General features: G+C 49.5%; 23 protein-coding genes and 1 tRNA gene. 21 read left to right on the top strand and 3 right to left on the bottom strand.

Going from position 1 to position 25,931, the window contains the following annotated elements; translation table 11 throughout:
- Window positions 1-11 precede the first annotated feature (11 nt).
- The 18 genes from rbfA (at window position 12) to ACO0LD_RS00305 (ending at window position 18,639) form a co-directional block, all read left to right on the top strand.
- Window positions 12-401, top strand: coding sequence for a 30S ribosome-binding factor RbfA (rbfA, locus tag ACO0LD_RS00390; RefSeq protein ID WP_423002672.1), 390 nt, complete (start codon window positions 12-14; stop codon window positions 399-401).
- A gap of 55 nt (window positions 402-456) precedes the next feature.
- The gene (truB, locus tag ACO0LD_RS00385; RefSeq protein ID WP_423002670.1) at window positions 457-1,389 is read left to right on the top strand and encodes a tRNA pseudouridine(55) synthase TruB; all 933 of its coding nucleotides are present in this window, start codon (window positions 457-459) and stop codon (window positions 1,387-1,389) included.
- Window positions 1,390-1,512: 123 nt separating this feature from the next.
- Complete coding sequence (gene typA, locus ACO0LD_RS00380; RefSeq protein WP_423002668.1) at window positions 1,513-3,345, top strand: translational GTPase TypA; 1,833 nt, start codon at window positions 1,513-1,515, stop codon at window positions 3,343-3,345.
- A 139-nt stretch (window positions 3,346-3,484) separates the two neighbouring features.
- Complete coding sequence (locus tag ACO0LD_RS00375; RefSeq protein WP_423002666.1) at window positions 3,485-4,354, top strand: DMT family transporter; 870 nt, start codon at window positions 3,485-3,487, stop codon at window positions 4,352-4,354.
- Between the two features lie 102 nt (window positions 4,355-4,456).
- Entirely contained in the window at window positions 4,457-5,821 is a 1,365-nt protein-coding gene (yegQ, locus tag ACO0LD_RS00370; protein ID WP_423002664.1) for a tRNA 5-hydroxyuridine modification protein YegQ, read from the top strand.
- Between the two features lie 77 nt (window positions 5,822-5,898).
- Window positions 5,899-6,729: an amidohydrolase family protein gene (locus tag ACO0LD_RS00365; RefSeq protein ID WP_423002662.1), complete on the top strand. Its 831-nt coding sequence runs from the start codon at window positions 5,899-5,901 to the stop codon at window positions 6,727-6,729.
- Window positions 6,730-6,759: 30 nt separating this feature from the next.
- Window positions 6,760-7,083, top strand: coding sequence for a DUF1294 domain-containing protein (locus tag ACO0LD_RS00360; RefSeq protein WP_423002660.1), 324 nt, complete (start codon window positions 6,760-6,762; stop codon window positions 7,081-7,083).
- Window positions 7,084-7,178: 95 nt separating this feature from the next.
- Window positions 7,179-7,610: a GNAT family N-acetyltransferase gene (locus ACO0LD_RS00355; protein ID WP_423002658.1), complete on the top strand. Its 432-nt coding sequence runs from the start codon at window positions 7,179-7,181 to the stop codon at window positions 7,608-7,610.
- 72 nt (window positions 7,611-7,682) lie between these two features.
- Window positions 7,683-8,072: a cupin domain-containing protein gene (locus ACO0LD_RS00350; RefSeq protein ID WP_423002657.1), complete on the top strand. Its 390-nt coding sequence runs from the start codon at window positions 7,683-7,685 to the stop codon at window positions 8,070-8,072.
- Between the two features lie 184 nt (window positions 8,073-8,256).
- Window positions 8,257-9,303, top strand: a complete 1,047-nt coding sequence (dusA, locus tag ACO0LD_RS00345) for a tRNA dihydrouridine(20/20a) synthase DusA (protein WP_423002655.1) — start codon at window positions 8,257-8,259, stop codon at window positions 9,301-9,303.
- A 235-nt stretch (window positions 9,304-9,538) separates the two neighbouring features.
- Window positions 9,539-10,072, top strand: a complete 534-nt coding sequence (locus ACO0LD_RS00340) for a hypothetical protein (protein WP_423002653.1) — start codon at window positions 9,539-9,541, stop codon at window positions 10,070-10,072.
- A gap of 169 nt (window positions 10,073-10,241) precedes the next feature.
- Window positions 10,242-10,317, top strand: a tRNA-His gene (locus tag ACO0LD_RS00335).
- A gap of 402 nt (window positions 10,318-10,719) precedes the next feature.
- A complete protein-coding gene (locus ACO0LD_RS00330) occupies window positions 10,720-11,439 on the top strand; it encodes a Crp/Fnr family transcriptional regulator (protein WP_423002652.1) in 720 nt (239 codons plus the stop codon).
- Between the two features lie 224 nt (window positions 11,440-11,663).
- Window positions 11,664-12,473, top strand: a complete 810-nt coding sequence (locus ACO0LD_RS00325) for a Crp/Fnr family transcriptional regulator (RefSeq protein WP_423002650.1) — start codon at window positions 11,664-11,666, stop codon at window positions 12,471-12,473.
- A gap of 361 nt (window positions 12,474-12,834) precedes the next feature.
- Complete coding sequence (locus ACO0LD_RS00320) at window positions 12,835-13,641, top strand: Crp/Fnr family transcriptional regulator (protein WP_423002648.1); 807 nt, start codon at window positions 12,835-12,837, stop codon at window positions 13,639-13,641.
- A gap of 61 nt (window positions 13,642-13,702) precedes the next feature.
- On the top strand, window positions 13,703-16,438 hold the full coding sequence (locus ACO0LD_RS00315; protein ID WP_423002646.1) for a PAS domain S-box protein: 2,736 nt from the start codon (window positions 13,703-13,705) through the stop codon (window positions 16,436-16,438).
- A gap of 50 nt (window positions 16,439-16,488) precedes the next feature.
- Window positions 16,489-17,313, top strand: coding sequence for a response regulator (locus ACO0LD_RS00310; RefSeq protein WP_423002644.1), 825 nt, complete (start codon window positions 16,489-16,491; stop codon window positions 17,311-17,313).
- Between the two features lie 36 nt (window positions 17,314-17,349).
- Entirely contained in the window at window positions 17,350-18,639 is a 1,290-nt protein-coding gene (locus tag ACO0LD_RS00305; RefSeq protein ID WP_423002642.1) for an NRAMP family divalent metal transporter, read from the top strand.
- On the opposite strand, the gene ACO0LD_RS00300 is transcribed toward ACO0LD_RS00305, so the two are convergent.
- Window positions 18,633-19,367: a tetratricopeptide repeat protein gene (locus tag ACO0LD_RS00300; protein WP_423002640.1), complete on the bottom strand. Its 735-nt coding sequence runs from the start codon at window positions 19,365-19,367 to the stop codon at window positions 18,633-18,635. The genes ACO0LD_RS00305 and ACO0LD_RS00300 overlap by 7 nt on opposite strands.
- 75 nt (window positions 19,368-19,442) lie before the next feature.
- Window positions 19,443-21,566, bottom strand: coding sequence for a bifunctional 2',3'-cyclic-nucleotide 2'-phosphodiesterase/3'-nucleotidase (locus tag ACO0LD_RS00295; RefSeq protein WP_423002638.1), 2,124 nt, complete (start codon window positions 21,564-21,566; stop codon window positions 19,443-19,445).
- A 389-nt stretch (window positions 21,567-21,955) separates the two neighbouring features.
- Between ACO0LD_RS00295 and ACO0LD_RS00290 the strand changes: the two genes are divergently transcribed.
- Window positions 21,956-22,915 carry a patatin-like phospholipase family protein gene (locus ACO0LD_RS00290; protein WP_423002636.1) on the top strand — a complete coding sequence of 320 codons (960 nt, stop codon included), beginning with the start codon at window positions 21,956-21,958 and terminating at the stop codon, window positions 22,913-22,915.
- Window positions 22,916-23,066: 151 nt separating this feature from the next.
- Here the strand turns inward: ACO0LD_RS00290 and ACO0LD_RS00285 are convergent, their stop codons facing one another.
- On the bottom strand, window positions 23,067-23,606 hold the full coding sequence (locus ACO0LD_RS00285) for a C40 family peptidase (RefSeq protein ID WP_423002634.1): 540 nt from the start codon (window positions 23,604-23,606) through the stop codon (window positions 23,067-23,069).
- A 440-nt stretch (window positions 23,607-24,046) separates the two neighbouring features.
- On the opposite strand from ACO0LD_RS00285, the gene ACO0LD_RS00280 reads away from it, so the two are divergent.
- Both ACO0LD_RS00280 and carA read left to right on the top strand, forming a co-directional pair.
- The gene (locus ACO0LD_RS00280) at window positions 24,047-24,451 is read left to right on the top strand and encodes a heme-binding protein (RefSeq protein ID WP_423002632.1); all 405 of its coding nucleotides are present in this window, start codon (window positions 24,047-24,049) and stop codon (window positions 24,449-24,451) included.
- Window positions 24,452-24,774: 323 nt separating this feature from the next.
- Window positions 24,775-25,929, top strand: coding sequence for a glutamine-hydrolyzing carbamoyl-phosphate synthase small subunit (carA, locus tag ACO0LD_RS00275; protein ID WP_423004032.1), 1,155 nt, complete (start codon window positions 24,775-24,777; stop codon window positions 25,927-25,929).
- The last annotated feature ends 2 nt before the right edge of the window (window positions 25,930-25,931 follow it).

The following is a 25,931-nucleotide window of genomic DNA, read 5'->3' as shown; positions in this document are numbered from 1 at the left end:
GTAAGAAAATTATGGCAAAACATAGCAAAAATATCCCCGGTCGTGGCCTGCGTGTAGCAGACCAGATTCAACGTGACCTGGCAGAAATCATCTGGTCTGAATTAAAAGACCCGCGTGTCGGCATGATCACCTTGACTGAAGTACAGTTAACCCCTGATTACGCCCATGCAAAAGTGTACTTCACCACCTTGGTGGATGACCCTGTCGCCGTCAAAAATACCATAGAAGCTTTGGTTAAAGCATCTGGCTTCCTGCGCAATCAACTGGGTTTGCGTCTGCACATCCATACCTTGCCGCAACTACATTTCGTGCATGACACATCCACCATCCGTGGTATCGCCATGTCGAGACTGATAGATGAAGCCAATGCCACCCGCGCCAAAGACGACGGCGAAGAGTAATTCCTGACTATAGATACACAGTGAGTGCGCAGCCTGGTAACAGGCTGCTGACAACATGACGACTCCGCAGATAAAAAGAAAGCGCGTGCCTGTGCACGGTGTATTGCTATTGGATAAACCAGTTGGCTTTTCCAGTAATGATGCCCTGATCAAGGCCAAGCGTTTTCTGAATGCAGCCAAAGCCGGGCATACCGGTACGCTTGATCCATTCGCCACTGGCTTGTTGCCCTTGTGCTTTGGCGAAGCCACCAAGTTTTCCCAGGATTTGCTGGAAGCTGACAAGACTTATACTACGGTCGTGCATCTGGGTATTACCACTACAACCGGGGATACTGAAGGCGAAGTGCTGGAAGAAAAACCGGTAGCGGTCAGCCTGGAACAAATCCAGCATGCTTTAAAGCAATTCACTGGCCCTATCCAGCAAGTACCACCTATGTATTCGGCACTCAAGCGTGATGGCAAGCCTCTGTATGAATATGCGCGTGCCGGCATCACACTGGAACGCGAAGCACGCAGCGTCATCATTCATGAGCTGGAATTGCTGGCCTATGAAGCACCTTTCCTGAGCCTGAAAGTCAAATGCAGCAAGGGCACCTATGTACGTGTGCTGGGCGAAGACATAGGCGCGGTATTGGGCTGTGGCGCACATTTGAAAGAATTGCGCCGTATCGGTGTGGGTCATCTGGTATTGGAGAAATCCATTAGCCTGGAGTATCTCGAAAGCTTGCCAGAGCCAGAACGTCTGGCATTGCTGGATCCGGTTGATGCCTTATTGTCCAGCTTTGATCCGGTTTACCTCACAGATGAGCTGTCACGTCGCTTCTTGCATGGGCAGCGTCTGGCATTAAATAAAGAAGAAGTCACATTACCCATTGAAACTGGCCGCGTTCGCGTCTATCGTGAATCGGACGGGCAGTTGCTTGGTTCAGCACAGTTACAGGAATACGGCATACTCGCGCCCGAGCGCCTGATTGCCACTGAACATTAATTGTGTCATCGCGCGGTAGCAACTCCTTGAAATAATAGGAGTTTTTCTACTTTTGCGCTGCAGCATGTTATAATCGCAGGTTATCCGATTTACCAAATAGATTTACCCAATAAGAACGCTATCATGTCTACTTCAAAACGCGCTATCCGTAACATCGCCATTATCGCTCACGTCGATCACGGCAAAACCACCCTGGTTGACCAGTTATTGCGTCAGTCCGGTACTTTCCGCGACAACCAGCAGGTTGATGCCCGTGTTATGGATTCGAATGATATCGAAAAAGAGCGCGGTATCACTATTTTGTCCAAGAACTGTGCTGTTGAATACAAGGGCACACATATCAACATCGTTGATACTCCTGGCCATGCTGACTTTGGTGGTGAAGTAGAACGTGTTTTGTCCATGGTAGACAGCGTTTTGTTGCTGGTTGATGCACAAGAAGGCCCAATGCCGCAAACGCGTTTCGTTACGCGTAAAGCGCTGGCTCTGGGTTTGAAACCTATCGTTGTCGTCAACAAGATTGACCGTGAAAATGCTGACGCGCAAAAAGCCGTCAATGCGACTTTTGAATTGTTCGACAAACTCGGCGCAACCGATGAGCAGCTTGATTTTCCTATCATCTATGCATCCGGTTTCAAAGGTTATGCTGGTCTGGAAGACACAGTGCGCGAGGGTAATATGGAACCCTTGTTTGACGCTATCCTGAAACACGTTCCTGCGCGTGAAGATGATCCAGATGGTCCTCTGCAATTGCAAATCACGTCCCTGGAATACTCTTCCTACGTTGGTAAAATCGGTGTTGGCCGTATCCTGCGTGGTCGTGTCAAGGCATTGCAAGACGTAGTCTGGATGAATGGTCCTGGCGACAAACCAACCAAAGCGCGTATCAATCAGGTATTGACTTTCCAGGGCCTGGATCGCGTACTGGTTGACGAAGCACTGGCTGGTGACATCGTCCTGATCAACGGTATTGAAGAAATCGGTATCGGCTCTACTATCTGCGCACCAGACACGCCTGATGGCTTGCCTATGCTGAAGATTGATGAACCAACACTGACCATGAACTTCATGGTTAACAGCTCACCATTGGCTGGCCGCGAAGGCAAATTCGTGACGACACGTCAAATTCGTGACCGTCTGGAACGTGAATTGAAATCCAACATGGCCTTGCGCGTTGTGCAGGCTGAAGGTGATGATTCCACGTATGAAGTTTCTGGTCGTGGTGAGTTGCATCTGACTATCCTGATCGAAAACATGCGCCGTGAAGGTTTCGAGCTGGCAGTATCCCGTCCACGCGTGGTCTTCAAAATGGTAGATGACGTACGTCATGAGCCATATGAAAACCTGACTGTTGACGTTGAAGAAGCCAACCAGGGTGGTGTCATGGAAGAATTGGGTCGTCGTCGTGGTGACCTGCAAAACATGGAACCGGACGGCAAAGGTCGTGTCCGTCTGGAATACCGTATTCCTGCACGTGGCCTGATCGGCTTCCAGGGCGAATTCATGACATTGACACGTGGTACAGGCTTGATGAGCCATGTGTTTGATGAATACGCACCAGTGGATAACACCAGGGGTGAACTTGCTGGCCGTCGCAATGGCGTGTTGATCTCGCAAGATGACGGCGCAGCAGTTGCCTACGCTATCTGGAAATTGCAAGACCGTGGCCGTATGTTCGTCAGCCATAATGACCCAGTGTATGAAGGCATGATCATCGGCATCCATTCCCGTGACAATGACCTGGTTGTGAATCCGATCAAGGGCAAGCAGTTGACCAACGTACGTTCTTCCGGTACGGATGAAGCAGTACGCCTGGTTCCACCTATCCAGTTGAATCTGGAATATGCGGTTGAGTTTATTGATGATGATGAACTGGTTGAAGTTACACCTAAGAGTATTCGTCTGCGCAAGCGCTTCCTGAAAGAGCACGAACGTAAAAAAGCATCACGCGAATAAGGTGATCGCTGCTGATCTGTTTTGACTAATGTGGCAGCTGGTAATCTAGTCCTGCCACATTAAGATCAACCCGTTTTGCTCTAGCCAGCTTGGCCAGGGTCAAACGGGTTTTTTTATTTGGATCCATATGCAAAATAAGATGTCTCACCGCAAAGCGGTGATGCTGATGATTTGCGCTGCGACCTTGTGGAGTATTGCCGGTGTATTTACCCGTCATCTCGAGGTTGCGCGTAATTTTGAAGTTACTTTCTGGCGCAGTTTTTTTGCCGCCGTATTTATTGCTGGCGTCATGCTCAGGCAATACAAATGGGCATTTGTCCCACGTCTTAAACTGTTGGGCAAGATAGGCTTTTTGTCTGGCTGCATGTGGGCCACCATGTATAGTTGCTTCATGATTGCGCTGACCATGACCACGGTCGCCAATACCTCTATCATGGAGAGCCTGTCGCCCTTGTTCACGGCATTGCTGGCCTGGCTGGTCTTGCACCAGCGCATACCGGCGCGTACCTGGTGGGCGATTGCGGCAGCCTGCATAGGCATGGGCTGGATGTTTGTTGGCAGCATTTCTGAAGTAGATGAACGCGGCCTGATTGGCATGTTGATCGCCTTTGGCATACCTCTGGCGGCGTCGGCAAATGTCATCATTCTCAAAAAGGGCGGCCACGCGGTTGATCTGGTGCCGGCAGTGTTTTTGGGCGGCACCATCTCTGCGCTGATGATGCTGCCATTTGCCTGGCCTTTTCATGCATCGCTGCATGATATTGGCATCCTGGCGATACTCGGTTTCTTTCAACTGGGTTTACCCTGCATGTTGATGGTCAGGGCATCGAATAGCCTGACCGCACCGGAGATTGCCTTGCTGTCTCTGCTTGAAGTCTTGCTGGCACCAATTTGGGCCTGGCTGGGCGCAGGCGAGGTGCCAGCTACTGCCAGTATCTATGGCGGCATAGTCGTACTGGTTGCGCTGGTGTTCAATGAGTTGACTGCCATGCGTGGCAACGATGCCTGACTATGAGGGTTGATGTATATCAAATAATGACCAGGTAAATTTTTCCTGGCCTCGAAGATGGCACTAAAATCGCGAACATTTTTCTTTTCGGATTTTCTTGCCATGCTCAAAGCCCCAGAACTTCTCTTGCCCGCCGGTTCGCTGGAAAAAATGCATGCTGCTTTCGACTTCGGTGCCGATGCGGTGTATGCAGGCCAGCCACGCTATAGCCTGCGTGCCCGCAATAATGAATTCTCTACTCTTGATGTATTGCAGCAGGGCATAGACGGTGCCCATGCGCGCGGCAAATCATTCTTTGTTGCCAGCAATATCTTCCCGCACAATAGCAAACTCAAAACCTATCTGCGCGACATGGAGCCGGTCATCAACATGAAGCCCGATGCACTCATCATGGCCGACCCCGGCCTGATCATGATGGTGCGTGAAAAATGGCCAGAAGTGCCCGTACATCTGTCTGTGCAAGCCAATGCCGTGAATTGGGCGGACGTCAAATTCTGGAAAAAAATGGGTCTGACCCGCGTCATCCTGTCACGTGAATTGTCACTCGATGAAATAGAAGAAATCCGCCAGCAATGCCCGGATATGGAGCTGGAAGTTTTCGTGCACGGTGCCTTGTGCATCGCCTATTCTGGGCGCTGTTTGTTGTCCGGTTATTTCAATCATCGTGACCCTAACCAGGGTACCTGCACCAATTCCTGCCGCTGGGACTACAAGGTCGAAAATGCCACCGAAAATGAAACCGGTGACCTGGCGCGCATCCTGGTCGAGAGTATCCAGTTCAATTATCAACAAGCATTGGAAGAAGCCAATCAGTCTTTCTCTGCCATGGGTGATATGCCACGCCATCCACTCGCTGACCGCCCGTATCTGATAGAAGAGGGCGGCAAGCCCGGCCAGTTCATGCCTATACTCGAAGATGAGCACGGCACCTACATCATGAACTCCAAAGACTTGCGCGCCGTTGAGCATGTGGAGCGCCTGGCGAAAATCGGTATCGATTCACTGAAAGTCGAAGGCCGTACCAAATCTATCTACTATGTTGCCCGCACCGCCCAAACCTATAGACGCGCAATTGATGATGCTGTGGCTAGCCGTCCCTTCAATGCCGATTTGCTGGGTCAATTGAATGGTCTCGCCAACCGTGGTTATACCGATGGTTTTTATCAGCGCCATCATACGCAGGAGCATCAAAATTATATGGAAGGTGTGTCAAAAGCACACCGCAGTCAATATGTGGGGCAGGTCTTGCAAGTGACAGATGGTTGGGCAGAAGTCGAAGTCAAAAACCGCTTTGCTGTTGGCGATGAGATAGAAATCATTTCACCGAATGGCAATGAAATGATCAAGCTGGCTGAGATGCGTAATGCTGACAATCAGCCCCTGAATATCATAGGCGGGGCAGGGCATAAGGTGCGTATCCCTTTGGATGCCAGGCATGAAAAAGCCCTGATTGCCAGGATGTTGTAATCATGGAGTTGACGCCTCCTTCATAGCGTGTATTCTTGATTCAAAAGGGGTATCAAATTTGGCAAGGGAGCACGGTTATGAAAAAGCAATTACAGAATTTCTTATTGACCTGCTCTTTGCTCATGATGTCGGCTATTGCAGCAGCAGCAGAGCCCTTGCCCATATTCGATGCCCACATGCATTACAACATCGAAGCGCGCAGCACCTGGTCGCCGCAGCGTGTTATTGCCTTGTGGCGTCAGCTTGGCATACGTGCCGTATTGGCGACCAGTCGGCCAAATGATGGCACGCTGGATTTGATCGCGCAAAATGCACCTGACATCAAGATCATTCCCTTCCTGCGTCCCTACAGAGTACAGCCCGACAGGCATGACTGGTTTGCCAATCCCGAGATAGAGCGCTTCGTTGAAAAAGAGCTGCAGCGCGGCATCTATCGCGGCATAGGGGAATTTCATATCTTCGGCAAGGATGCTGATGCGCCCTATATGGCGAAAATTGCCAGGCTGGCCAAGGCGCGCGACCTGTGGCTGCATGCGCATTCCGATGAAGATGCAATAGAACGTATTTTGCATCATGCGCCTGGCGTCAAACTGATCTGGGCACACACTGGCATGAGCACTTCGCTGGATAAAGTCGAGACCATGTTTGCGCAATATCCAAACCTGGTCGGTGAATTATCTTTTCGCTCCGATCTTGAGCAAAACGGCAGCCTGAATCCGCAATGGAAGCGCCTGTTTTTGCGTTACCCCGACAGGTTCGTGCTTGGCACTGATACCTGGGTGACTTCGCGTTGGGATGATGTGCCGCAGTTGATGGCTTTTTATCGTCGCATGCTGAGTGAGTTGCCAGCAGATATTGCAGAACGCATTGCGTATAAGAATGGACTGGCGATGTTTGGTCTGCAATAATCCGGGCTCTTTCACCCCTACCGCGATGGCATGGATTTTTTTGATCAAATTGCAGAAGTCTTTTCTTTGTTGCGTAGTAATCAAAAGTTGCAATGGCTGGGCGTAGCCATCGTCTATGTTGCCATGAGCATCATCACCCTGATCATGTATGGCCTGGATAAAGCGGCGGCGCGCAAACGTGAGTCAAGAATCTCCGAGCGTAGCTTGTTATTGTGTGGCCTGGCTTGTGGCTGGCCGGGTGCCATGCTGGCGCAAAAATTATTTCGCCACAAGACCATCAAACCCTCTTTCCGGCTGGCATTTGCCGGCACGGTCATCTTCAATTGCCTGGCAATTGGCATGCTTTTATTCTGACCTTAAACTCCATTGAACTTATTAATGTAGTATTGTCTAAATACTAAAGATATTGTTGCAAGATGCCGATATGTAGATAAGTCAGCGAGGACAAGATGGTGGATTTGACATGGGTCACTGTGCAAGATGAAGTCGACTGGCAGGCGCTGTCCGAGTTATACAGGATTGCTCCTCTCGGCAATAAACCCGCAAAAAATCTGGAAATCGTGTTTTCCAACAGCATGTATAAATGTTTTGTGTATGCCGGTGATCAATTGGTAGGCGTGGGCCGTGCCCTGGCAGATGGCCTTGATTGCTCATATATCTGTGATATCGCTATCCATCCTGAGTTTCAAGGTATCAAACTGGGTAAGGCTATCGTGGATCACTTGGTGGAGAAATCGCAGGGCCATAAGAAAATCATCTTGTATGCCAATCCTGGCAAGGAAGGTTTTTATCAAAAACTGGGTTTCCATCCCATGAAGACAGCCATGGCTATTTTTGCAGACCATGCACAAGCAGTGACTTCAGGCATTATTGCAGAGTAAATCGGCTGATGGTTATTGCTCAGCAATACCAAATATTTTTGCACAAGAGCCATATTTTTAAGGAGGCTAAGCATGAAAATAGAATCCCAAAAAACCTATGTTGCGCTGGCTGCCGATGGTATGGCGACAGTCATGGCAGGTGGCCCTGCATTCTGGAGCTTGCCTGAGTCGGATATTGAGGCTTTTGGCAAGCATTGGCTGATCAGTGAATTCAGTTGCGAAGCCGACTGGCCCAGTTGGGAAATGCATCCACATGCAGATGAATTCGTGTATTTGCTATCAGGTCTTGCCGATTTCCTCATTGAGCTCGACGACGCGGTCCAGCATATACATATGAAGGCAGGGGAGGCGGTGCTGGTGCCCAAGGGGCGCTGGCATACGGCAAAAATTTTTGCACCCAGCCGCATGCTGTTCATGACGCGTGGCGAAGGTACGCAGCACAAGCCAGCGCTTAAAGCCTGATTTAGGTGTGGTTGAGTTTAATCAACAGTCTTCTTTCTTTACTGTTGATCTAGTTGGTAGCATCCAGGATTGTGATTTCTGTTGTCGTGGGGTCGCTCCGCATTCGTTCCATTCGTTCCAATTGAAGGCGATTTCCCCATGACAAGGTACAATATGGCATTGTGAATTGCCGCCTTGTTTTATTGTGAATACAAAAGCACTACCCCCGCGCCGCGTATCCGTGGCCCCCATGTTGGACTGGACAGACAGGCATTGCCGCCAGTTCCATCGCCATATCACCCGCAACTCCTGGTTGTATACCGAAATGGTGACGACAGGTTCACTCTTGCATGGTGATGTCCAACGTCATCTGGAATTTAATCCAGGAGAACATCCGGTTGCCCTGCAACTGGGTGGTAGCGAACTGGCTGATCTGGCGCATGCAGCCAAACTGGGTGAGCAATGGGGCTATGATGAAATCAACCTGAATTGCGGTTGCCCGTCTGAACGCGTGCAAAAAGGTGCATTTGGAGCCTGCCTGATGGCAGAGCCGCAACTGGTTGCTGATAGCGTCAAGGCGATGAAGGATGTGGTCTCCATTGATGTCACTGTCAAACATCGTATAGGCATCAATGAAGTGGATTCTTATGAATTCATGCGTGACTTTGTCGGTACCGTCGCTGACGCAGGTTGCAAGACCTTTATCGTTCATGCCCGCACTGCCATACTCAAGGGTTTGTCGCCCAGAGAAAACCGCGAAATCCCTCCGCTCAAATATGACTATGCCTATCGCCTGAAAAAAGAATTCCCTGACCTGGAAATTATTCTGAATGGCGGCGTCAAAACCCTGGAAGACATGGACTTGCATCTGCAACATGTCGATGGTGTCATGATAGGGCGTGAGGCATATCACAACCCCTATTTCATGGCCAGCTTTGATGAGCGCTATTATGGTGATAACAGTCCAGTCAAGAGCAGGGAAGAAATCCTGCAGCATATGATTCCTTACATCTATCAACAGCTGGAATTGCATGGCAATGGCGGCAAAGGCTTGCGCCTGAATACCATCATCCGCCATATGCTGGGCTTGATGATGGGTCTGGTGGGTGCGCGCGTGTTCCGTCAAATACTGTCTGATAGTAAGAGACTCGCTTCTGGCAAGCCTGAATTATTACTGGAAGCGGCCCTTGCCATGCAAAGCGTTACTGCATTTGACAGAAGTCAGGAAATGCCAGTCTCTGTTGCGGTGTAAGCAAGTAGTGGGTTTGTGTGTGCAGCTTACTCAAGCTCGATACATGAGCTAATTTGTAAATCAAACGCGAGTATTCGTAAGAATTTGTAATACATCATTGAGTTGAGTTCTTGTCGGAATATATTGCTTATGTTTCATTGCACGCTCCTTCAACTCACTACCTCAGTGAGATTTCGCCTACGCATTCATATGCGTGGGCTTTTTTATGCCCGCTACTTTTATTGGCAGGAATGATATGTACTCTATCAACTTACGCAACATCGTTTTTTCAGCTTGTTTTACCCTGTTTACTTCTCTTGCACATGCGACTCCAGTCATGGAAGTGCGCCTGGACAGTTTGCTGGCCAAGGCAGGCGAATTAAAAAAAGAGTTGAATCTGAATGCCAACCAGCAATTGCTGTGGCAGCAAACAGAAAGCAAGCTGTCGTCCATGCTGCATCAGCGCGATGTCCGCAGGAACCGCATGCAAACAGAGCTGGAATTGCGCTTGGAACAAAATAATATTGAATTGCGTGACCTGAACCCGCAAATCGAGCAAGAAGAGCAAACCACCTTGCAAGAAAACAAGCAAATGCGCGAACTGGTACTGACCCTGAGCGACGCGCTGGATGACAAACAACGCCAGGCCCTGCAAATGTTTATCAATGCATCCCTGCGCACCACGGCAGACGCTGGCAAAGCCAAGCGCCCGGAGAGTGGTGAAGCACCGCAGCGCAAAAGCGGCATGGGGCGGCAGCGTGAGGGCGCGGGCGGTGGCGGCAAATTCTGATGAATCAGCCGTGTGGGGTGTGGGATACAAGGCAGGCAGCACAGGCTGTGTTGGCATAAGTTAAATAGCCCTGAGCCTGATTACCCAAGAATGCTATTGCCAGCAAGCCAAATTCCTCGTATAATGCGTAGCTCTCTTGCACTGCAATATTTGTACGAGATACACAGTGGTGGCCGTAGCTCAGTTGGTAGAGTCCAGGATTGTGATTCCTGTTGTCGTGGGTTCGAACCCCATCGGTCACCCCAAAATTTCGCTAAGCAAATCAAAGCTTAGCTTTAAAAAGCCCGGTTAATTACCGGGCTTTTTGCTTTTCAGCTTCGTCTTCAAATCCCAGCACTTCATTGCCTCTTCATTACCTTCACGATTGCAGAAATTTGAGCAATTTCCGTATTTGCCTTGAGGCGTAAACTCCAGTTTCATGTCTGCTTTTGCCTGATACCAGCATTGAAAATCGTCCATACGGCTTTTGATGGATTGTTGATTCGTGACCTTGCGTTGGATAATATTTCGCTAAATCACTTATTCCTGATCGCATGTGTGCGCAATCGCGCATAAAATTTTTACATGACGTGATAGGCTTGCGCTCCGCTACACAGCTTTGTCTATGTGACAAAATACCTGGTGGAATTTTAAGGCCAAAAACATTAATGCAAACATCCCCCAGTCCAATGCAAAATCACCTGCTCGCGGCCTTGCCTGCTGCGGAGTTTGCGTCATTGTCTGACGGGCTTGAGCTCGTCACTATGGCGGTCGGTGATGTCTTGTATGAGGCTGGTGTGCGTCAGCAGTTTGTCTATTTCCCTACCTCTGCCATTGTTTCATTGCTGTATGTGCTGGAAGATGGTGTCTCCGCCGAGATTGCTGCTGTTGGCCATGAAGGCGTGGTCGGCATATCTCTATTCATGGGCGGCGATACCACGCCTAACCGTGCTGTTGTGCAAAATGCCGGTTTTGCCTATCGCCTCAAGGGGCAATTGCTGAAGCAAGAGTTTGACCGCGCTGGCCCTTTGCTGCGAGTATTATTGCGTTATACCCAAGCGCTGATCACGCAAATGACGCAGACCGCCATTTGCAATCTGCATCATACGGTAGAGCAGCAATTGTGCCGCTGGCTGTTGTTGAGCCTGGACAGACTATCTTCAGAGTCGGTGAATATCACTCAGCAAAGAATTGCCAATGCCCTGGGTGTGCGTCGTGAACGAGTGACAGAGGCTGCAGGCAATTTGCAGCGCGCAGGTTTGATTTGCTATAGCCGTGGTGCGATTATCGTGCTGGACAGACCAGGCCTGGAAAAAGTGGTTTGCGAATGTTATTTCGTCGTACAAAAAGAATTTACCCGACTACTCACTTCCATTCCCTTTCAATAAGCTTGCTTTAGCCTGCGCGTGTTGTAATCTGCTTGCTGAGGGCAGTCATATTGCCCGCAAAAACAAAACTATTTTCTTGTTTGAACAATAAGTTGATATAAATCGAAGCTATATGCGCGATTGCGCACATACGCCAGCCTTATACCTGCTACTCTGTAGATAGATAATCCGGTCTATACAATCCATGTCACTCGCAATCGAGTTGGCAGCTCAGAGCCCCACCCATGACCATCCCGCATAACCCTCTGCAAAATCACTTGCTCGCCGCTTTGCCGCAAGCAGAGTTTGATCGCCTGACCCAGCACCTGGAATTGGTGGAAATGCCGCTTGGGCAAGCCTTGTATGAGGCCGGTGGTGCCCTGGAATACGTTTATTTTCCAACTACCTCCATCGTTTCCTTGTTGTATGTGCTGGAAAGCGGAGCCTCCGCTGAAATTGCCATTGTCGGTCATGAGGGCATACTCGGTATTTCCTTGTTCATGGGCGGTGAAACCACACCCAGCCGCGCTGTGGTGCAATGCGCAGGTCATGGCTATCGCCTCAAGGCACAATTCTTGAAAGATGAATTTAATCGCGCAGGGCCTTTTTTGCGTCTTTTGTTGCGGTATACCCAGGCACTGATTACGCAAATGACGCAAACTGCGGTCTGCAATCGCCATCACTCCATAGAGCAGCAACTTTGCCGCTGGTTGCTATTGAGCCTGGACCGCCTGCCTTCGGATTCTGTTTCCATGACGCAGGAACTGATTGCCAATATGCTGGGTGTCAGGCGTGAAGGCGTGACGGCTGCAGCGGGCAATATACAAAGACTGGGTTTGATACAGTACAGCCGTGGACGTATCGACGTAATAGATCGCCCAGGGCTGGAAAAGGTGGTCTGTGAATGTTATGGCGTCGTCAAACTGGAGTTCGATCGCCTGCTTGCTGACATCCCTCGTGGTGATCCCTTGCATGTATTGGGCGAATCAGACCGGCGCGCAGCAGTGCTTCGTTCTGTTCCGGGGCAAGTTGGCCAGGGTTGGAAAGATAATTAAATTCAATATTGACGCAATTGTTTTGCGGTCAGTGCTTCTCAATTAAACATAATGTGGAATGTCGCAAAAATTAATGCCTGATTTGCGGTTGTATGTACGCTAGCGTACGTAACTATTTTCTTGAAACTGACATAGTGCAGCTTCCAATGCAAAGTCGGAATTAAGATGGGCTGTGCATGCGAAATAAACTGAGCGGGCAAGAGTCGCTTAGTTTTCTTCGCATTATTTTTTCTATATGTGTGATATCGAACAGACACTATAAGCATAAATGCCATAGAGTCGGACGCGGGGCATGCTGAACAGATTTTTCTGGGTAGGTTTTGTGCCTTGTCCTTCATTCTAAATTAGGCAGGAATTCGATATGGACAATCAGATAGACCCGAATCAAAACCATTTGCTGGCGGCATTACTGGATACAGAATTCGATCGCCTGGCCCCCCATCTGGAACTGGTTTCCATGCTGCTTGGTGATGTTTTATACGAGTCGGGCGGCAAATTGCAGTATGTGTACTTCCCTGTAACAGCGATTGTTTCACTGCATTATTTACTGGAAAACGGCGGCTCTTCAGAAATTGCCGGTGTCGGTAATGAAGGTCTGGTTGGTATTTCGCTGTTCATGGGTGGCGACACCACACCTAGCCGAGCGATCGTGCAGACTGGCGGCTTTGGTTATCGTCTGAAGGCGCATATTTTGCTGGAAGAATTTAATCGTGCCGGGCCAGTGTTGCGCCTGTTGCTGCGCTATACCCAGGCATTGATTACGCAAATGTCGCAAACGGCAGTATGCAATCGCCACCATTCCGTTGAACAGCAGTTGTGCCGCTGGCTTTTACTGACGCTGGATCGCATGTCGGGCAATGACCTGACCATCACGCAGGAATTGATTGCCAATATGCTGGGTGTGCGGCGCGAAGGGGTGACGGAAGCGGCAGGTAAATTACAAAACTACGGTTTTATCAGCTACCGCCGTGGGCATATTACCGTCGTTGACCGGGCAGGCCTCGAAGACCACGTGTGTGAATGCTATGGCGTGGTCAAGAAAGAATTTGCCCGTTTGCTGTCTGATGTATTGCAGCGCCAGGGTAAAGCCATCCCTGTTGCACCTGCCACCATGGTCAGAAAAACTGGCTATGTGCAGAGCAAAATACAAAGCAACCTCGGTCTGTAATTGTTGTTCTGAAATTCGAAATATTCGACATTTAACGAAGGATTGCTGTGAATGAAAATATATGAAGGCAATCTCGGTAGAGCGTCTGACCTTAATCGGCTTTGGTATTACCTTGCTGGCCTTGTTGATGATAGGCGGTATTGCATGGAATATTGCTGTCCCTTTTGATGCAGTCAAGTCTATAGACCATACACGCAAAGTGATTGATGATCTCAGCGAACTGAGTGTCAAACTGTCTGAGGCAGAGAATGGGCAAAAAGCCTATTTCCTGACAAAAGAAGATACTTTCATAACACAGCGCAATAAACGATTTGATGATATCGCGATTGTTATCGCACATTTGGATGGCCTGACACTGGACAATGTTCAGCAACAGACACGCATACAGCAGTTGCACAAGGCCGTTGATGAAAGAATGCTCATCATGCGAGAAAGCCAAAAACAATTTGACGCACATGGTTTTGCTGCCACCAGGGCCTTGTTTAATACGGGTTTGCTGGCATCTGCCAAGGTGCAAAATATTTTGACTGAGGCGATAGTCGATGAACAGGTCTTGCTCGATGAGCGTAAATTAAAAGCGGCATTTCGCATCAAACTGGTGGTTGGCAGCGTTGGTTTTTTACTGGTATTTTTATTGCTGTGGGCTTTGCAGATACGTCGCGCAACGCTGGGTCGCATGGCTGGTGAACAAACCTCACTCAAGGTGCGAGAAGTTTTACTGAAGATGGGGGCCTTGCAGGATGCCATCTTTAATAGCCAGAATTTTTCGATTATTGCGACTGATGCCCAGGGTCTTATCCAGATTTTTAATGTTGGTGCCGAACATATGCTGGGATATGATGCTGCCGATGTCGTCAACCTGATCAGCCCTGCCGATATCTCTGATGCAGACGAACTCGCCGCCAGGGCAACTGCGCTGAGTGCAGAATTCAATACCCCAGTTGCCCTGGGTTATGATGCGCTGATTTTTAAAGCCTTGCGTAGCCTGGAAGATAATCATGAACTGACCTATATCCGTCGTGACGGCAGCCGTTTGCAAGCCATCGTGTCAGTTACGGCATTACGTGATGCGCAGGGCGTTGTCATAGGTAGCCTTTTGATAGGCACAGATAATACCGCCCGCAAGCAAGTGGAAGCAGAGCAAGCCTTGCTTGACCAGCGTTTGCGTGATCAACAGTTTTATACGCGCTCTTTAATTGAAGCCAATATTGATGCCCTGATCACGACAGACTTGAATGGTGTCATCAGCGACGTCAATCATCAGATGGAAGCCATCACCGGTTGTACGCGTGATGAATTGATCGGTGCACCATTTAAAAATTATTTTACCGAACCCGCAGCAGCAGAGCTGGCAATGAAGCGCGCACTGCAAACTGGCAAGGTCAGTAATTGTGAACTGACAGCGATTTCGAAAGAGGGCAAGGAAACCGAAATTTCCTATAACGCCAGCACGATATATGACCGTGAACGCAGATTGCAGGGCGTATTTGCATCCGCCCGCGATGTCACTGAATATAAATTATTCGAACAAAGACTGCAGAATAACAATATCGAACTGGAATTGGCCAAGGCGGTTGCTGAAAAAGCGAATCTGGCCAAGTCAGAATTCTTATCCAGCATGAGCCATGAATTGCGCACGCCACTCAATGCAGTGCTGGGCTTTGCGCAATTGATGGCATCAGACAATCCACCACCGTCGGACAACCAGAAATTATCGATAGACCAGATATTGCAAGCTGGCTGGTATCTGCTGCGTTTGATCAATGAAATCCTTGATCTGGCGATGATAGAGTCGGGCAAGGTCACGATTTCAAAAGAATCCATCTTGCTTGCCGATGTCCTGCTGGATTGCCAGTCCATGATAGAGCCACAAGCCCAGACGCGCGGCATAGAAATGATTTTTCCGGCTATCGAGGTGCCGCTATATGTATTTGCTGACCGTACCAGGCTCAAGCAAGTCATGGTGAATTTGTTGTCAAATGCGATTAAGTACAATCAACATGAAGGTTCGGTCACGGTCGAATATGCCATGCATGGCGAGAACCGCATACGTATCTGCGTCAAGGATGCCGGTAAGGGTTTATCGCCAGACCAGGTCGCGCAATTGTTTCAACCCTTCAATCGCCTGGGGCAAGATGCTGGCAATGAAGAGGGAACCGGTATAGGCCTGGTCGTGACCAAGCAACTGGTTGAACTCATGGGCGGCTCGATCGGTGTGGAAAGTGAGGTCGGTGTTGGTAGTGTGTTCTGGATAGAGTTAGCCCTGGCTTCAGCACCAGCTTTGCATGATGAAGGCGCAGACGAGTTTGTCGCCGAGCCAGGTGATGAGCGGCCAGCAACTTATGCCTCGTCGCAACGCAGCTTGTTATATGTAGAAGACAATCCTGCCAACCTGGCTCTGGTTGAGCAATTGATTGCCCGTCGCAGCGATCTCAAACTGTTGACAGCAGTGGATGCGCATCTGGGTATCAGCACGGCACAGGTATGTAAACCGGATGTGATCTTGATGGATATTAATCTGCCTGGTCTCAGTGGTTTTGGTGCGCTCAAGATTTTGGCAAATGACCCGCTGACAGCGCATATACCTGTCATGGCCTTATCTGCAAATGCCATGCCCCGCGATATAGAGAAAGGGCTGGATGCTGGCTTTTTCCGCTATCTGACCAAGCCCATCAAGGTAAATGAGTTCATGGACGCGCTGGATCTGGCGCTGCATCATGCCAAAGAACATGGTCTGGATCGCAAGAAGGGTGACATTGACTGTAATCGTATAAAGAGTGCAGTTGAGTTGGGCTGAAAATGTAGTGAAATGTAATGTCGATGCGGGAACGATTTTGAAAGAGTGAAATGCTTGAAGCAGTCGAAATTCTCAAGGCCAGCATCCTGATCGTTGACGATCAAAAAGCTAATGTCATGTTGTTGGAGCAAATGTTGCGTAACATAGGCTATACCGATATCACCACGACCATGGACGCGCGTACCGTGTGCGCACTGCATATAGAGCACAACTATGACCTGATATTGCTGGACCTGCAAATGCCCGGCATGGATGGTTTTGAAGTCATGGAAGAATTAAAGAACATCGCTGCTGACGCCTATTTGCCGGTGCTGGTGATTACTGCCCAGCCGGGACATAAGCTGCGTGCCTTGCAAGCGGGTGCCAAGGATTTTGTCAGCAAACCTTTTGACCTGCAGGAAGTGCAAACACGCATACATAATATGCTGGAAGTGCGCTTGCTATACCAAAAACTGGATACTTATAATAAGCGCCTGGAACAGACAGTGCTGGAGCGCACTGCAGAGTTGCGTGTCAGCGAAGCGCGCTTTAAAAGCTTTACCCAACTCTCATCAGACTGGTATTGGGAGCAGGATCAGTTTGGCAATTTCACCAGTGTATCAGGGCCAGTATTTGAAATGCTGGGCATACAGGTGGAAGACATGCTGGGTAATACGCCAAAGGGTGGGATGGAAGGCTGGGATGTCGATGAACGCGAACAACTCGACGACAATATTGCCAATCGCCGGCCATTTCTGGATTTTATTTACCGGCGCAGCAAGCCGGATGGCACGATACAATACCTGCAGGTTAGTGGGGAACCCTTTTTTGATACGGACAGCCGTTTTGCCGGATACCGTGGTGTAGGTATGGATGTCACTCATCGACGACCATAAGATCAAAAGCAAGCACTCGCATTTAAAAATCAGAATATGAATAAACCGACTTCAGATTCGTCAGCAGACGCCAAAGAACCGTCCCTGTTAAAAAAACTGGGGCCTGGCCTGATCACTGGTGCAGCAGATGATGACCCTAGTGGCATTGCCACCTATTCGCAAGCGGGTGCGCAGTTCGGTTTTAATATGTTGTGGACGGTATTGTTTACCTACCCCTTGATGGTGGGTATACAAATCGTCAGTGCCCGCATAGGCAGGGTCAGTGGTCATGGCCTTGCCTCCAATATACGCAGTCATTATCCTGCCTGGTTATTGTATGCCGTTGTCGGTCTTTTGCTGGTCGCCAATACCATCAATATTGCTGCCGATATTTCTGCCATGGGTGAGGCATTGAAGTTACTCATAGGCGGCAAGGCGCATTTGTATGCCATAGGCTTTGGCGTATTGTCTTTGCTGCTGCAGGTCTTTATCCCATATCAGCGTTATGTGCGTTTCTTGAAATGGCTGACACTGGCTTTGCTGGCCTATGTCGCCACCGTCTTTGTCGTGCATACGCCCTGGTCCAAAGTCTTGCTGAGCGCAGTCTTGCCGCAACTATCCTGGAAAAAAGAATACATCACGACTGTGGTGGCATTGTTTGGTACCACCATCAGCCCTTATCTGTTTTTCTGGCAAGCTTCGCAAGAGGTCGAGGAAATGCGCGCTGATCCGCATGCGCGCCCATTGATCCATGCACCTGAGCAAGCGCCAGCCAATTTGAAGCGTATCAAGCTTGATACTTACATAGGAATGGCATTTTCCAATCTGGTGGCGTTCTTCATCATATTGACTACTGCCGTCACCCTGAACTTGCATGGTGTTACCGATATCCAGACCTCAGCCCAGGCGGCGCTGGCCCTGCGGCCCATTGCTGGTGATTTTGCTTTCATGTTATTCAGTGCGGGTATTATCGGTACGGGTTTGCTTGCTATACCTGTGCTGGCTGGTTCGTCAGCTTATGCCATGGCAGGTGCTTTCAACTGGAAAAGCAGTCTGGAAGACAAGCCCATGCAGGCCAGGCAGTTCTACGCCATCATTGTGCTTTCTACCGTCATAGGCATAGCACTGGGGTTCACTGCGATTGACCCCATCAAGGCGCTGTATTGGAGTGCAGTCATCAATGGCGTGATTTCTGTGCCCATCATGTTGATCATGATGTTGATGGCAGCAAGGACCGACATCATGGGCAAATTTGTGATTACCCGCAGGTTGAAAATATTAGGCTGGCTGGCCACCGGTATGATGGCACTTGCTGTGATATCGATGCTGGCGACGTTTTTTTATTGATATCTGTTCCAGCGCATCAGGCGCTCGTCTGATGCTTCTTTAATTAAATGCCTGGCTTTCAGCGGGTCTTTTTCGACATGCTTGCTGCCGCTTTCCAGTTCCATGGCTAGCGCCTGAATCGCAACCGGGTATTCAAGTTCTGCAGATTCTTCCAGCCATTTTCTGGCCAGTGCCAGATCTTGTTTAACACCTTCGCCCGCCGCATAGGCATTCGATAACAGGAACATGGCTTGGGCATTGCCTTGCTCACTGGCTTTCTCCAGCCATTTGACAGATAGCGCAAGATCTTGCGGCATGCCCTGACCATATTTAGCCATACGCGCCAGCATGAAACTGGCTTTGCCATAGTCATTATTTGCCGCTGCTTCATACCATTTCCAGGCTTGCTGCTCATTCTTTGCCAGCCCTAAGCGGCTTTTATAATAAGCTTCGGCAAGTTGAAACTGGGCTTCCGCATCGCCATTTTGATTTTTTGCGGCACGTTCCAGCCACAGCAATGCCAGGGCTTGCTGTTCGGGTTTAATCGCATACGCCAGACCCAATTCTCGCTGTGCCACGACATTGCCGGCATTGGCCCATTTTTCCAGTGATGCGATGGCAGATGGCAGTTGCGCATGCATGGCCTGTATGCCAGCTGATTCGATTTCTGCCGTGGTTGGTACCGGTGCGCAAGCGCATAGGCTGCAGGCCAATAAAATGCCTGCTCTGATTTTAAATTTGTTCAACATAGTGTCGCCAAGAGAGCAGGCGTGCACTTCGATTTGAAGTGCACGCTTATTCATTGCTACTGTTTTTAGTGAATTTTACTTGCTCAAATCTATCGCATATTTTGCAAAGCCGCTGGCATCCAGTGCGCCTTCTGACTTGACGCGAGCCAGACCCAGCGCTTGTGCCACGGATATTTTGCCCGGGGCAGAGCGCAAAATAACAGGGCCTTTGGTCGTTACTTTAACAAAGCTCCAGCTTTGACCAGTGCCGTTCGCTGCAGCAGTGATCTTGCCTTGTTTTTTAACGAAATCGCTGACCACCGCCTGGTTGGCATCTGGCGATTTGATAATGGTTTTGCTGCCATCAATGCCAGGGAAGTTGCCGCCACCACCTGCACGGTAGTCATTGGTGGCTACGATAAAGTCATCATTGTCGCCTATGGCCTTGCCTGCATACGTCAGGTTGACGATGCGCTTGCCTGCTGGCTGGGTAACGTCGATCTGGTAGATCAGTGCATTATTGTCTGCATAGAACACATCGTAGTTGTAGATGGTTGAATAAGACGGTACCAGATCTTGTTCTGTCGTCAGTGCAGGGTCGATCTGGCCGAATTGTTTTGCTGCAGTCTCCAGCCAGTTCTTCAAATCAGAACCCTTGATTTTGACGGCTTGCAGATTGTTATTGCCATACAGGTAAAGGTCGCCAGGGTTGCGTACTTGCAAACCAAATGGTGATGCCGCGCTGGCGCCAGGGGCAACGTCGGTGAAGTCAGTCGGGCCATTGCGACCAGCCTTGAATGGCGCACTGCACGAAATGACAGGGATGGATTTGTAGCTGGCTATCGTCGCATCATTTGAAGTGGCGATGAAGTTTTTCACATAATCGATTTGCGCCTGATTGACGATTTGTATGGCAGAGACATCACCGACCAGTGAAAAGTAGGCTGACATTTCAAAGTCTGTCGTCGTGCCCAGGGCTTGCGTCGCATAGTTGATGGTGGCTTTGTGCTCGGTATCAACCAGAGGTGCGATAGAGGCATCTGCATCAATGATGTTGGTGCCATCTTTGTACTTGAAGCCACGCGCTTCTACATTGGTCAGGTCTTTTTGTACTACCCATTTGCCGCTTTGGTATTTCAGTGTCAGTTGTATGATGCCCAGACGGCGACCCCAGCTTTGTGCCATGACTGCAGGCACGCCATTCACCAAGCCTTTTTTGCTATCGACAATCGCAGCGGGCAGGGCGGCCAGCGAAGCATCTATCGCAGGTGCTCCGACTTCTTTAGGTGCAGGAAAAATCAAGTGAGCATGGCCCAGCATCAACGCATCAATACCGGTTGTGCTCAGGTGCAGGCTGCCGTTTTCCATCTTGGGGCTATACGGCGAGGCATCCAGGCCGCCATGCGAAAGGGCGACGACCAGGTCGGCACCCTTGGCGCGCAACTCAGGTACATATTTGTTGGCAGATTCTTGCACGCCATTGACGACGACTTTACCCGCCAGGGATTTTTGATCCCAGTCCATGATTTGTGGCGGTACAAAACCCATGATGCCGACATTGAGTTTGACATTCATGCTGCTGCCATCAGGCTTGGTAGCGACGAATTGTTTGTTGATGATGGAAGTAGGATTGAAGATGGGCTTCTGGCTGCTGGCACCGACAACATTCGATAAAACCAGTGGGAAGTTAGGCGCGCCACAAGTGCCAGCTTTACTGACATCAGGCAAGCCAAAGTCAGTATTGGTGATCTGGCTCAAAAAGCCCAACCCATAATTGAATTCATGGTTGCCCAGGCCGGCACCATCGTATTTCAGTGCATTCATGACTTTATAAATAGCCAGTGTGCCACTGCAAGTGACAGGCGCAGCCAGTGCCTGGTAATCACCCAGCAAGGTACCCTGGATGACATCACCATCGTCAAGCAAAATATTATTGGGGTTTTCTGCACGTGCGTCTTTGATCAGTGAGGCCGTTCTTTCCAGGCCGAGGCTGGTATCCGCTTTCAAACCGTAGTAATCGTAGCTCAGTATGTTTTGGTGGATGTCTGTAGTTTCCAGCAAGGCCAGTTTGACGACTGTTCCCTCTGGGATGCTATTAGGGTCAACTACGGGCGTTACGTTGGTTGTCGTAGCCGGATTGCTGCTACCGCAGCCTGCCAGGGCAATTGCCACTAATGCTGCAATTGGAGTGAGTGGCGGTAACCAGGAAATTTTTTTCATAAAATCTTTCAAAAATAGCTTCAGATGCTTCAGATGCTTCGGATATTAAGTAAGTACTTAACTGATGGAGACACCGAGTCAACGCATGACGGCGGAATCTCGCGAATAGTCAGGTCGGCAATTGCACGACAAGTGCGGGATTATCAATACTAATTATTTCTATGGCATGACATATATGTAAACTAATTATGTGTATCATGAATTTATGATGTTTGTCTGGGAGTGAAGCGCAGGGAAGCCTTTGCTAATCTTGTTTGCATTGATCTTTTCGCCAGTTTTTTTGGGAGTTGATCTGTGCAGCAGGTCAATTAGAAATATAATCACGCACCTGCAAAATATCCTCAGTAGCTTGGGGCCGCACACTATTTATTTATCCAGTCAGAAATCACATGCCGCATATTTCTTCATTCATTCCAGCTTTGTTTGTCAGCAATAAACCAGCCCTGGTTCGCCTTGTCATGCCAGTATTGTTGGCATTTGGTTTAACTGCCTGCAATACGTCGCCGCAGCAAGCAAGCACCGTGGCTGCTCCAGCCATACCGGTGGCAAAGACACTGAGGCCTTTGCGCATAGGCCTGGCGCTTGGGGGCGGCGCTGCGCGCGGTTTTGCGCATATTGGTGTGATCAAGGCACTGGAGTCGCAGGGCATCAATCCTGATCTAGTGGTTGGTACCAGCGCGGGTAGCGTGGTGGCAGCCATGTACGCGGCTGGCAACAACGGGTTTGCCTTGCAAAAAATGGCTTTGGATATGGATGAAGTAACCATCTCTGATTGGTCACTGCCATTGTTTTCCAAGTCTAGCGGGGTATTGAAGGGCGATGCCTTGCAAGCTTATGTGAACCGTCTGGTGGCACAGGCGCCGATAGAAAAACTGCGCAAGCCATTTGGTGCGGTAGCGACTGATTTGGCAACTGGCCATGCCGTGTTGTTCCAGCGCGGTAATACAGGTGCGGCAGTGCGCGCTTCATCTGCAGTGCCTGGCGTATTCCAGCCTGTGAAAATCAATGACAGGCTATATGTTGATGGTGGCCTGGTATCGCCCGTGCCAGTGAGATTTGCCCGTGAAATGGGTGCTGACCTGGTTATCGCAGTCAATATTTCTGCGCCACCAGAGCCCCTGGTTTCAAATGCTACCCTCGATGTTTTGCTGCAAACCGTGGCTATCATGGGGCAAAGCATCAATCAATATGAATTGAAACAGGCTGAGATTGTTATCCGTCCCGAATTGCCAGGCATGAAGGGGAATGACTTTAATGGTCGTAACCTGGCCATACTGGCTGGTGAAAAAGCGGCAATGGCGATGATGCCTGAGATTAAGCAAAAGATTAAAGCGATGCAGGAACGCTGATCGCTGGCGTGCTTGATTTGAATGAGGCAGGGCATGAATTGCTCTGCCTTTATTTTTTCCAGGGCTGGAAATTTTTTTAGATTATCGCTTGAAGCTAAATAATTTAGCTTGATTTAGCGTTTGTATTTATTGTATTGGCAATACTTTTTGATTATTTGGCATCGTCATCATTGATGCGGCGTGCGCCATTGAAGCGTTTTTTCCAGTAGGCGATGTCCATGCTTTCTACCCTGACCTGGCCGCCTGCTGAAGGGGAGTGGATGAACTTGTTGTCACCCAGATAAATTCCTACATGGGAAAAGCCGCGTTTGAGCGTGTTATAAAAAACCAGATCACCCGGCTGTAAATCCTTTTGCTCTACGTGTTCACCTACTTTACTGATTTCTGCCGAGGTACGCGGTAAATTGGCTGCGACCACATCCTTGAATACATATCTGACAAAACCACTGCAATCGAGACCATTTTCCGGAGAGTTGCCGCCGCGCTTGTAACGTATGCCCATCAAATCCATGGCTTTGACTGTCAGGTCAGATGCGCGTTGCTTGATTTCCTGCAGTTTGGTGTAGGCGGTTGAGGATTCGGGGAAGGGATTGTCTGCGCTCCAGGCTGGGTTAGCCGCTGCGGCGAGCAGCGTAGTCGAGATAAGCACTAACTTGGCTTTCCTTGATAGTCTGGAAACGGTTATTAGCATCTTTGCACCTGGTTGGAAAAACCGCTCAACTTTAAGCGAACTCAGAAAAAATGTAAACTATTTGGGATACCTTTCTGCGTAACAATAAGTTTCAGCCACTGGCTTGCTATGAAAGCAATCTTGTTGCATGGATTTTATTTAAATCATAATTTTATCTGCCTTTATCAGGACTTATGCAAAATTGTCCCAGCAAGGCTATCGCTTCAAGAAACCGCCCTTGCAAGGGCGGTTCGTTACGTCGGCAGGCAACATATTGCCTGAAGCCCCGACTACACCGTAGTGACGAAGACAGTACTTTAGTACCGAATTTTACTAACTACTGGAGCTGCAACGCAGCTGGGGCGGTTTTGCGTAAGTCCTGCTAAATTGGTAAAAACTGTTTGTATACCTAAGCGCAATTGCTTGGCGTACAATCCGCTGACTTTAATGGAGAGGTATTTATGCAAACAAAACCTGTGATGACATTGGATGATGTCAAAAAAATTGCCGCTGCTGCCGAAGCAGAAGCCAAAGCCAATAACTGGCCCGTCGTGATCGCCATCGTGGATGATGGCGGTCATTTGATGTGGTTGCAGCGCCTGGATGGCGTCGCCCCTATTTCTTCGCAAATTGCGCCAGCAAAAGCGGCTACTGCCGCCCTGGGCAAACGCGAATCAAAAATCTATGAAGATATTATCAATAATGGTCGTTTCTCTTTCCTGAGCGCACCTCTGGAAGGTATGCTCGAAGGTGGCGTACCAATTATTGTTGATGGTCAATGCGTTGGCGCGGTTGGTGTTTCTGGCGTGAAATCGGCAGAAGATGCGCAAATCGCCAAAGCGGGTATTGCTGCGCTGGGCCTGTAATTTTTATTATCAGTATTTTTAGCGGACCAGGTTTTAGTGGGAGTTTCAAGGAAAATAGTAGTGACTTGATTTGCGAACGCCCGTACTACTCTTGAGTTTGCAGGCAATTTAACGGCCCATCAGGCATTTCGCATTTGCCTGATGGGCCGTTTCGCGCTATAATTCGAGGGTTTAACTAATCCGAAATCTCGCCGTAGCGCCTACCCAAATTCACATCGCTCCATCATCTTTCCAGGCCGCGCGGCAATTCTTGCGCGGTCAGGGAAACGACAGCTTGGGGCGTCGCAGCGGCGGTAACAATACAGGAGTTGCCCTTGCTGCCCATTCCGCAGTCCCTTCTTCGTTCCGGCCAGGACACAGCTATACTTGCTCTCGCCGATGGAAGCATTTTCACTGGATATTCGATCGGCGCTGCCGGTCAAACGACAGGTGAAGTTGTCTTCAATACCTCAATGACCGGTTATCAGGAAATTTTGACTGATCCCAGTTATAGTTCTCAAATCGTTACCCTGACGTATCCGCATATTGGTAATACCGGCGTCAATGCCGAAGACGTAGAGTCTGACAAAATCCATGCAGCCGGTTTGATCATTAAAGACCTGCCTTTGCTGGTATCGAATTTCCGCTCTGAACAAACCCTCTCTGATTACCTCAAATCTCAAAACATCGTTGCTATTGCTGGTATTGATACCCGCAAACTGACGCGTATTTTGCGTGAAAAAGGTGCGCAGGGCGGTGCCATCCTGGTGGGTGCTGATGCTGAAAAAGCCATCGCTCTGGCCAAGTCTTTCCCTGGCCTGTCTGGCATGGATCTGGCCAAGGTCGTGTCTGTCAAGCAGGCTTACAACTGGACTGAGGCTGAGTGGGTATTAGGTCAGGGTTACGGCCAGTTGCAAGATCCCAAATTCCATGTCGTCGCTTTTGACTTTGGCGTCAAGCGCAATATCTTGCGCATGCTGGCTCAGCGCGGCTGCAAGGTTACTGTATTGCCTGCGCAATCCAGTGCTGCCGATGTGCTGGCACTGAACCCTGATGGCGTGTTTTTGTCGAATGGTCCTGGCGACCCTGAGCCTTGCGATTACGCGATTGCTGCTGCCAGGGAGTTGATAGAGAAGGGCATTCCTACCTTTGGTATTTGCCTCGGTCATCAGATCATGGCGCTGGCATCCGGTGCTAAAACGCTCAAGATGAAATTTGGTCACCACGGTGCCAACCATCCTGTGCAGGATCTGGATACCAAGCAAGTGTTGATCACCTCACAAAACCATGGCTTCGCAGTGGATGCCGCAACTTTGCCAGCCAACTGCCGCGTCACCCACGTGTCTTTGTTTGATGGCTCGCTGCAAGGCTTTGCCCGCACTGATAAACCAGCTTTCTGCTTCCAGGGTCACCCTGAAGCCTCACCAGGTCCGCATGATATTGCCTACCTGTTTGACCGCTTCACCGCGATGATGGCCAAGGCAAAGACAGGAGAATAAGA

This window comes from Undibacterium sp. Ji83W, assembly GCF_049340385.1.
Lineage (GTDB): Bacteria > Pseudomonadota > Gammaproteobacteria > Burkholderiales > Burkholderiaceae_D > Undibacterium.
The sequence above is the reverse complement of the archived record's forward strand: the minus strand, read 5'-3'. Positions and strand labels throughout refer to the sequence as shown.

Bases quoted from the DNA above. Each gene is read 5' to 3' on its own strand.
- ACO0LD_RS00300 (WP_423002640.1), bottom strand. From the start codon at position 19,367: ATGTTGAACAAATTTAAAATCAGAGCAGGCATTTTATTGGCCTGCAGC.
- ACO0LD_RS00365 (WP_423002662.1), top strand. From the start codon at position 5,899: ATGAAAAAGCAATTACAGAATTTCTTATTGACCTGCTCTTTGCTCATG.
- ACO0LD_RS00355 (WP_423002658.1), top strand. From the start codon at position 7,179: ATGGTGGATTTGACATGGGTCACTGTGCAAGATGAAGTCGACTGGCAG.
- ACO0LD_RS00290 (WP_423002636.1), top strand. From the start codon at position 21,956: ATGCCGCATATTTCTTCATTCATTCCAGCTTTGTTTGTCAGCAATAAA.
- ACO0LD_RS00320 (WP_423002648.1), top strand. From the start codon at position 12,835: ATGGACAATCAGATAGACCCGAATCAAAACCATTTGCTGGCGGCATTA.
- ACO0LD_RS00350 (WP_423002657.1), top strand. From the start codon at position 7,683: ATGAAAATAGAATCCCAAAAAACCTATGTTGCGCTGGCTGCCGATGGT.
- rbfA (WP_423002672.1), top strand. From the start codon at position 12: ATGGCAAAACATAGCAAAAATATCCCCGGTCGTGGCCTGCGTGTAGCA.
- ACO0LD_RS00310 (WP_423002644.1), top strand. From the start codon at position 16,489: ATGCTTGAAGCAGTCGAAATTCTCAAGGCCAGCATCCTGATCGTTGAC.
- ACO0LD_RS00330 (WP_423002652.1), top strand. From the start codon at position 10,720: ATGCAAACATCCCCCAGTCCAATGCAAAATCACCTGCTCGCGGCCTTG.
- ACO0LD_RS00325 (WP_423002650.1), top strand. From the start codon at position 11,664: ATGACCATCCCGCATAACCCTCTGCAAAATCACTTGCTCGCCGCTTTG.
- ACO0LD_RS00305 (WP_423002642.1), top strand. From the start codon at position 17,350: ATGAATAAACCGACTTCAGATTCGTCAGCAGACGCCAAAGAACCGTCC.
- ACO0LD_RS00295 (WP_423002638.1), bottom strand. From the start codon at position 21,566: ATGAAAAAAATTTCCTGGTTACCGCCACTCACTCCAATTGCAGCATTA.
- yegQ (WP_423002664.1), top strand. From the start codon at position 4,457: ATGCTCAAAGCCCCAGAACTTCTCTTGCCCGCCGGTTCGCTGGAAAAA.
- typA (WP_423002668.1), top strand. From the start codon at position 1,513: ATGTCTACTTCAAAACGCGCTATCCGTAACATCGCCATTATCGCTCAC.
- ACO0LD_RS00315 (WP_423002646.1), top strand. From the start codon at position 13,703: ATGAAGGCAATCTCGGTAGAGCGTCTGACCTTAATCGGCTTTGGTATT.
- ACO0LD_RS00360 (WP_423002660.1), top strand. From the start codon at position 6,760: ATGGATTTTTTTGATCAAATTGCAGAAGTCTTTTCTTTGTTGCGTAGT.
- ACO0LD_RS00285 (WP_423002634.1), bottom strand. From the start codon at position 23,606: ATGCTAATAACCGTTTCCAGACTATCAAGGAAAGCCAAGTTAGTGCTT.
- truB (WP_423002670.1), top strand. From the start codon at position 457: ATGACGACTCCGCAGATAAAAAGAAAGCGCGTGCCTGTGCACGGTGTA.
- ACO0LD_RS00340 (WP_423002653.1), top strand. From the start codon at position 9,539: ATGTACTCTATCAACTTACGCAACATCGTTTTTTCAGCTTGTTTTACC.
- ACO0LD_RS00280 (WP_423002632.1), top strand. From the start codon at position 24,047: ATGCAAACAAAACCTGTGATGACATTGGATGATGTCAAAAAAATTGCC.
- ACO0LD_RS00375 (WP_423002666.1), top strand. From the start codon at position 3,485: ATGTCTCACCGCAAAGCGGTGATGCTGATGATTTGCGCTGCGACCTTG.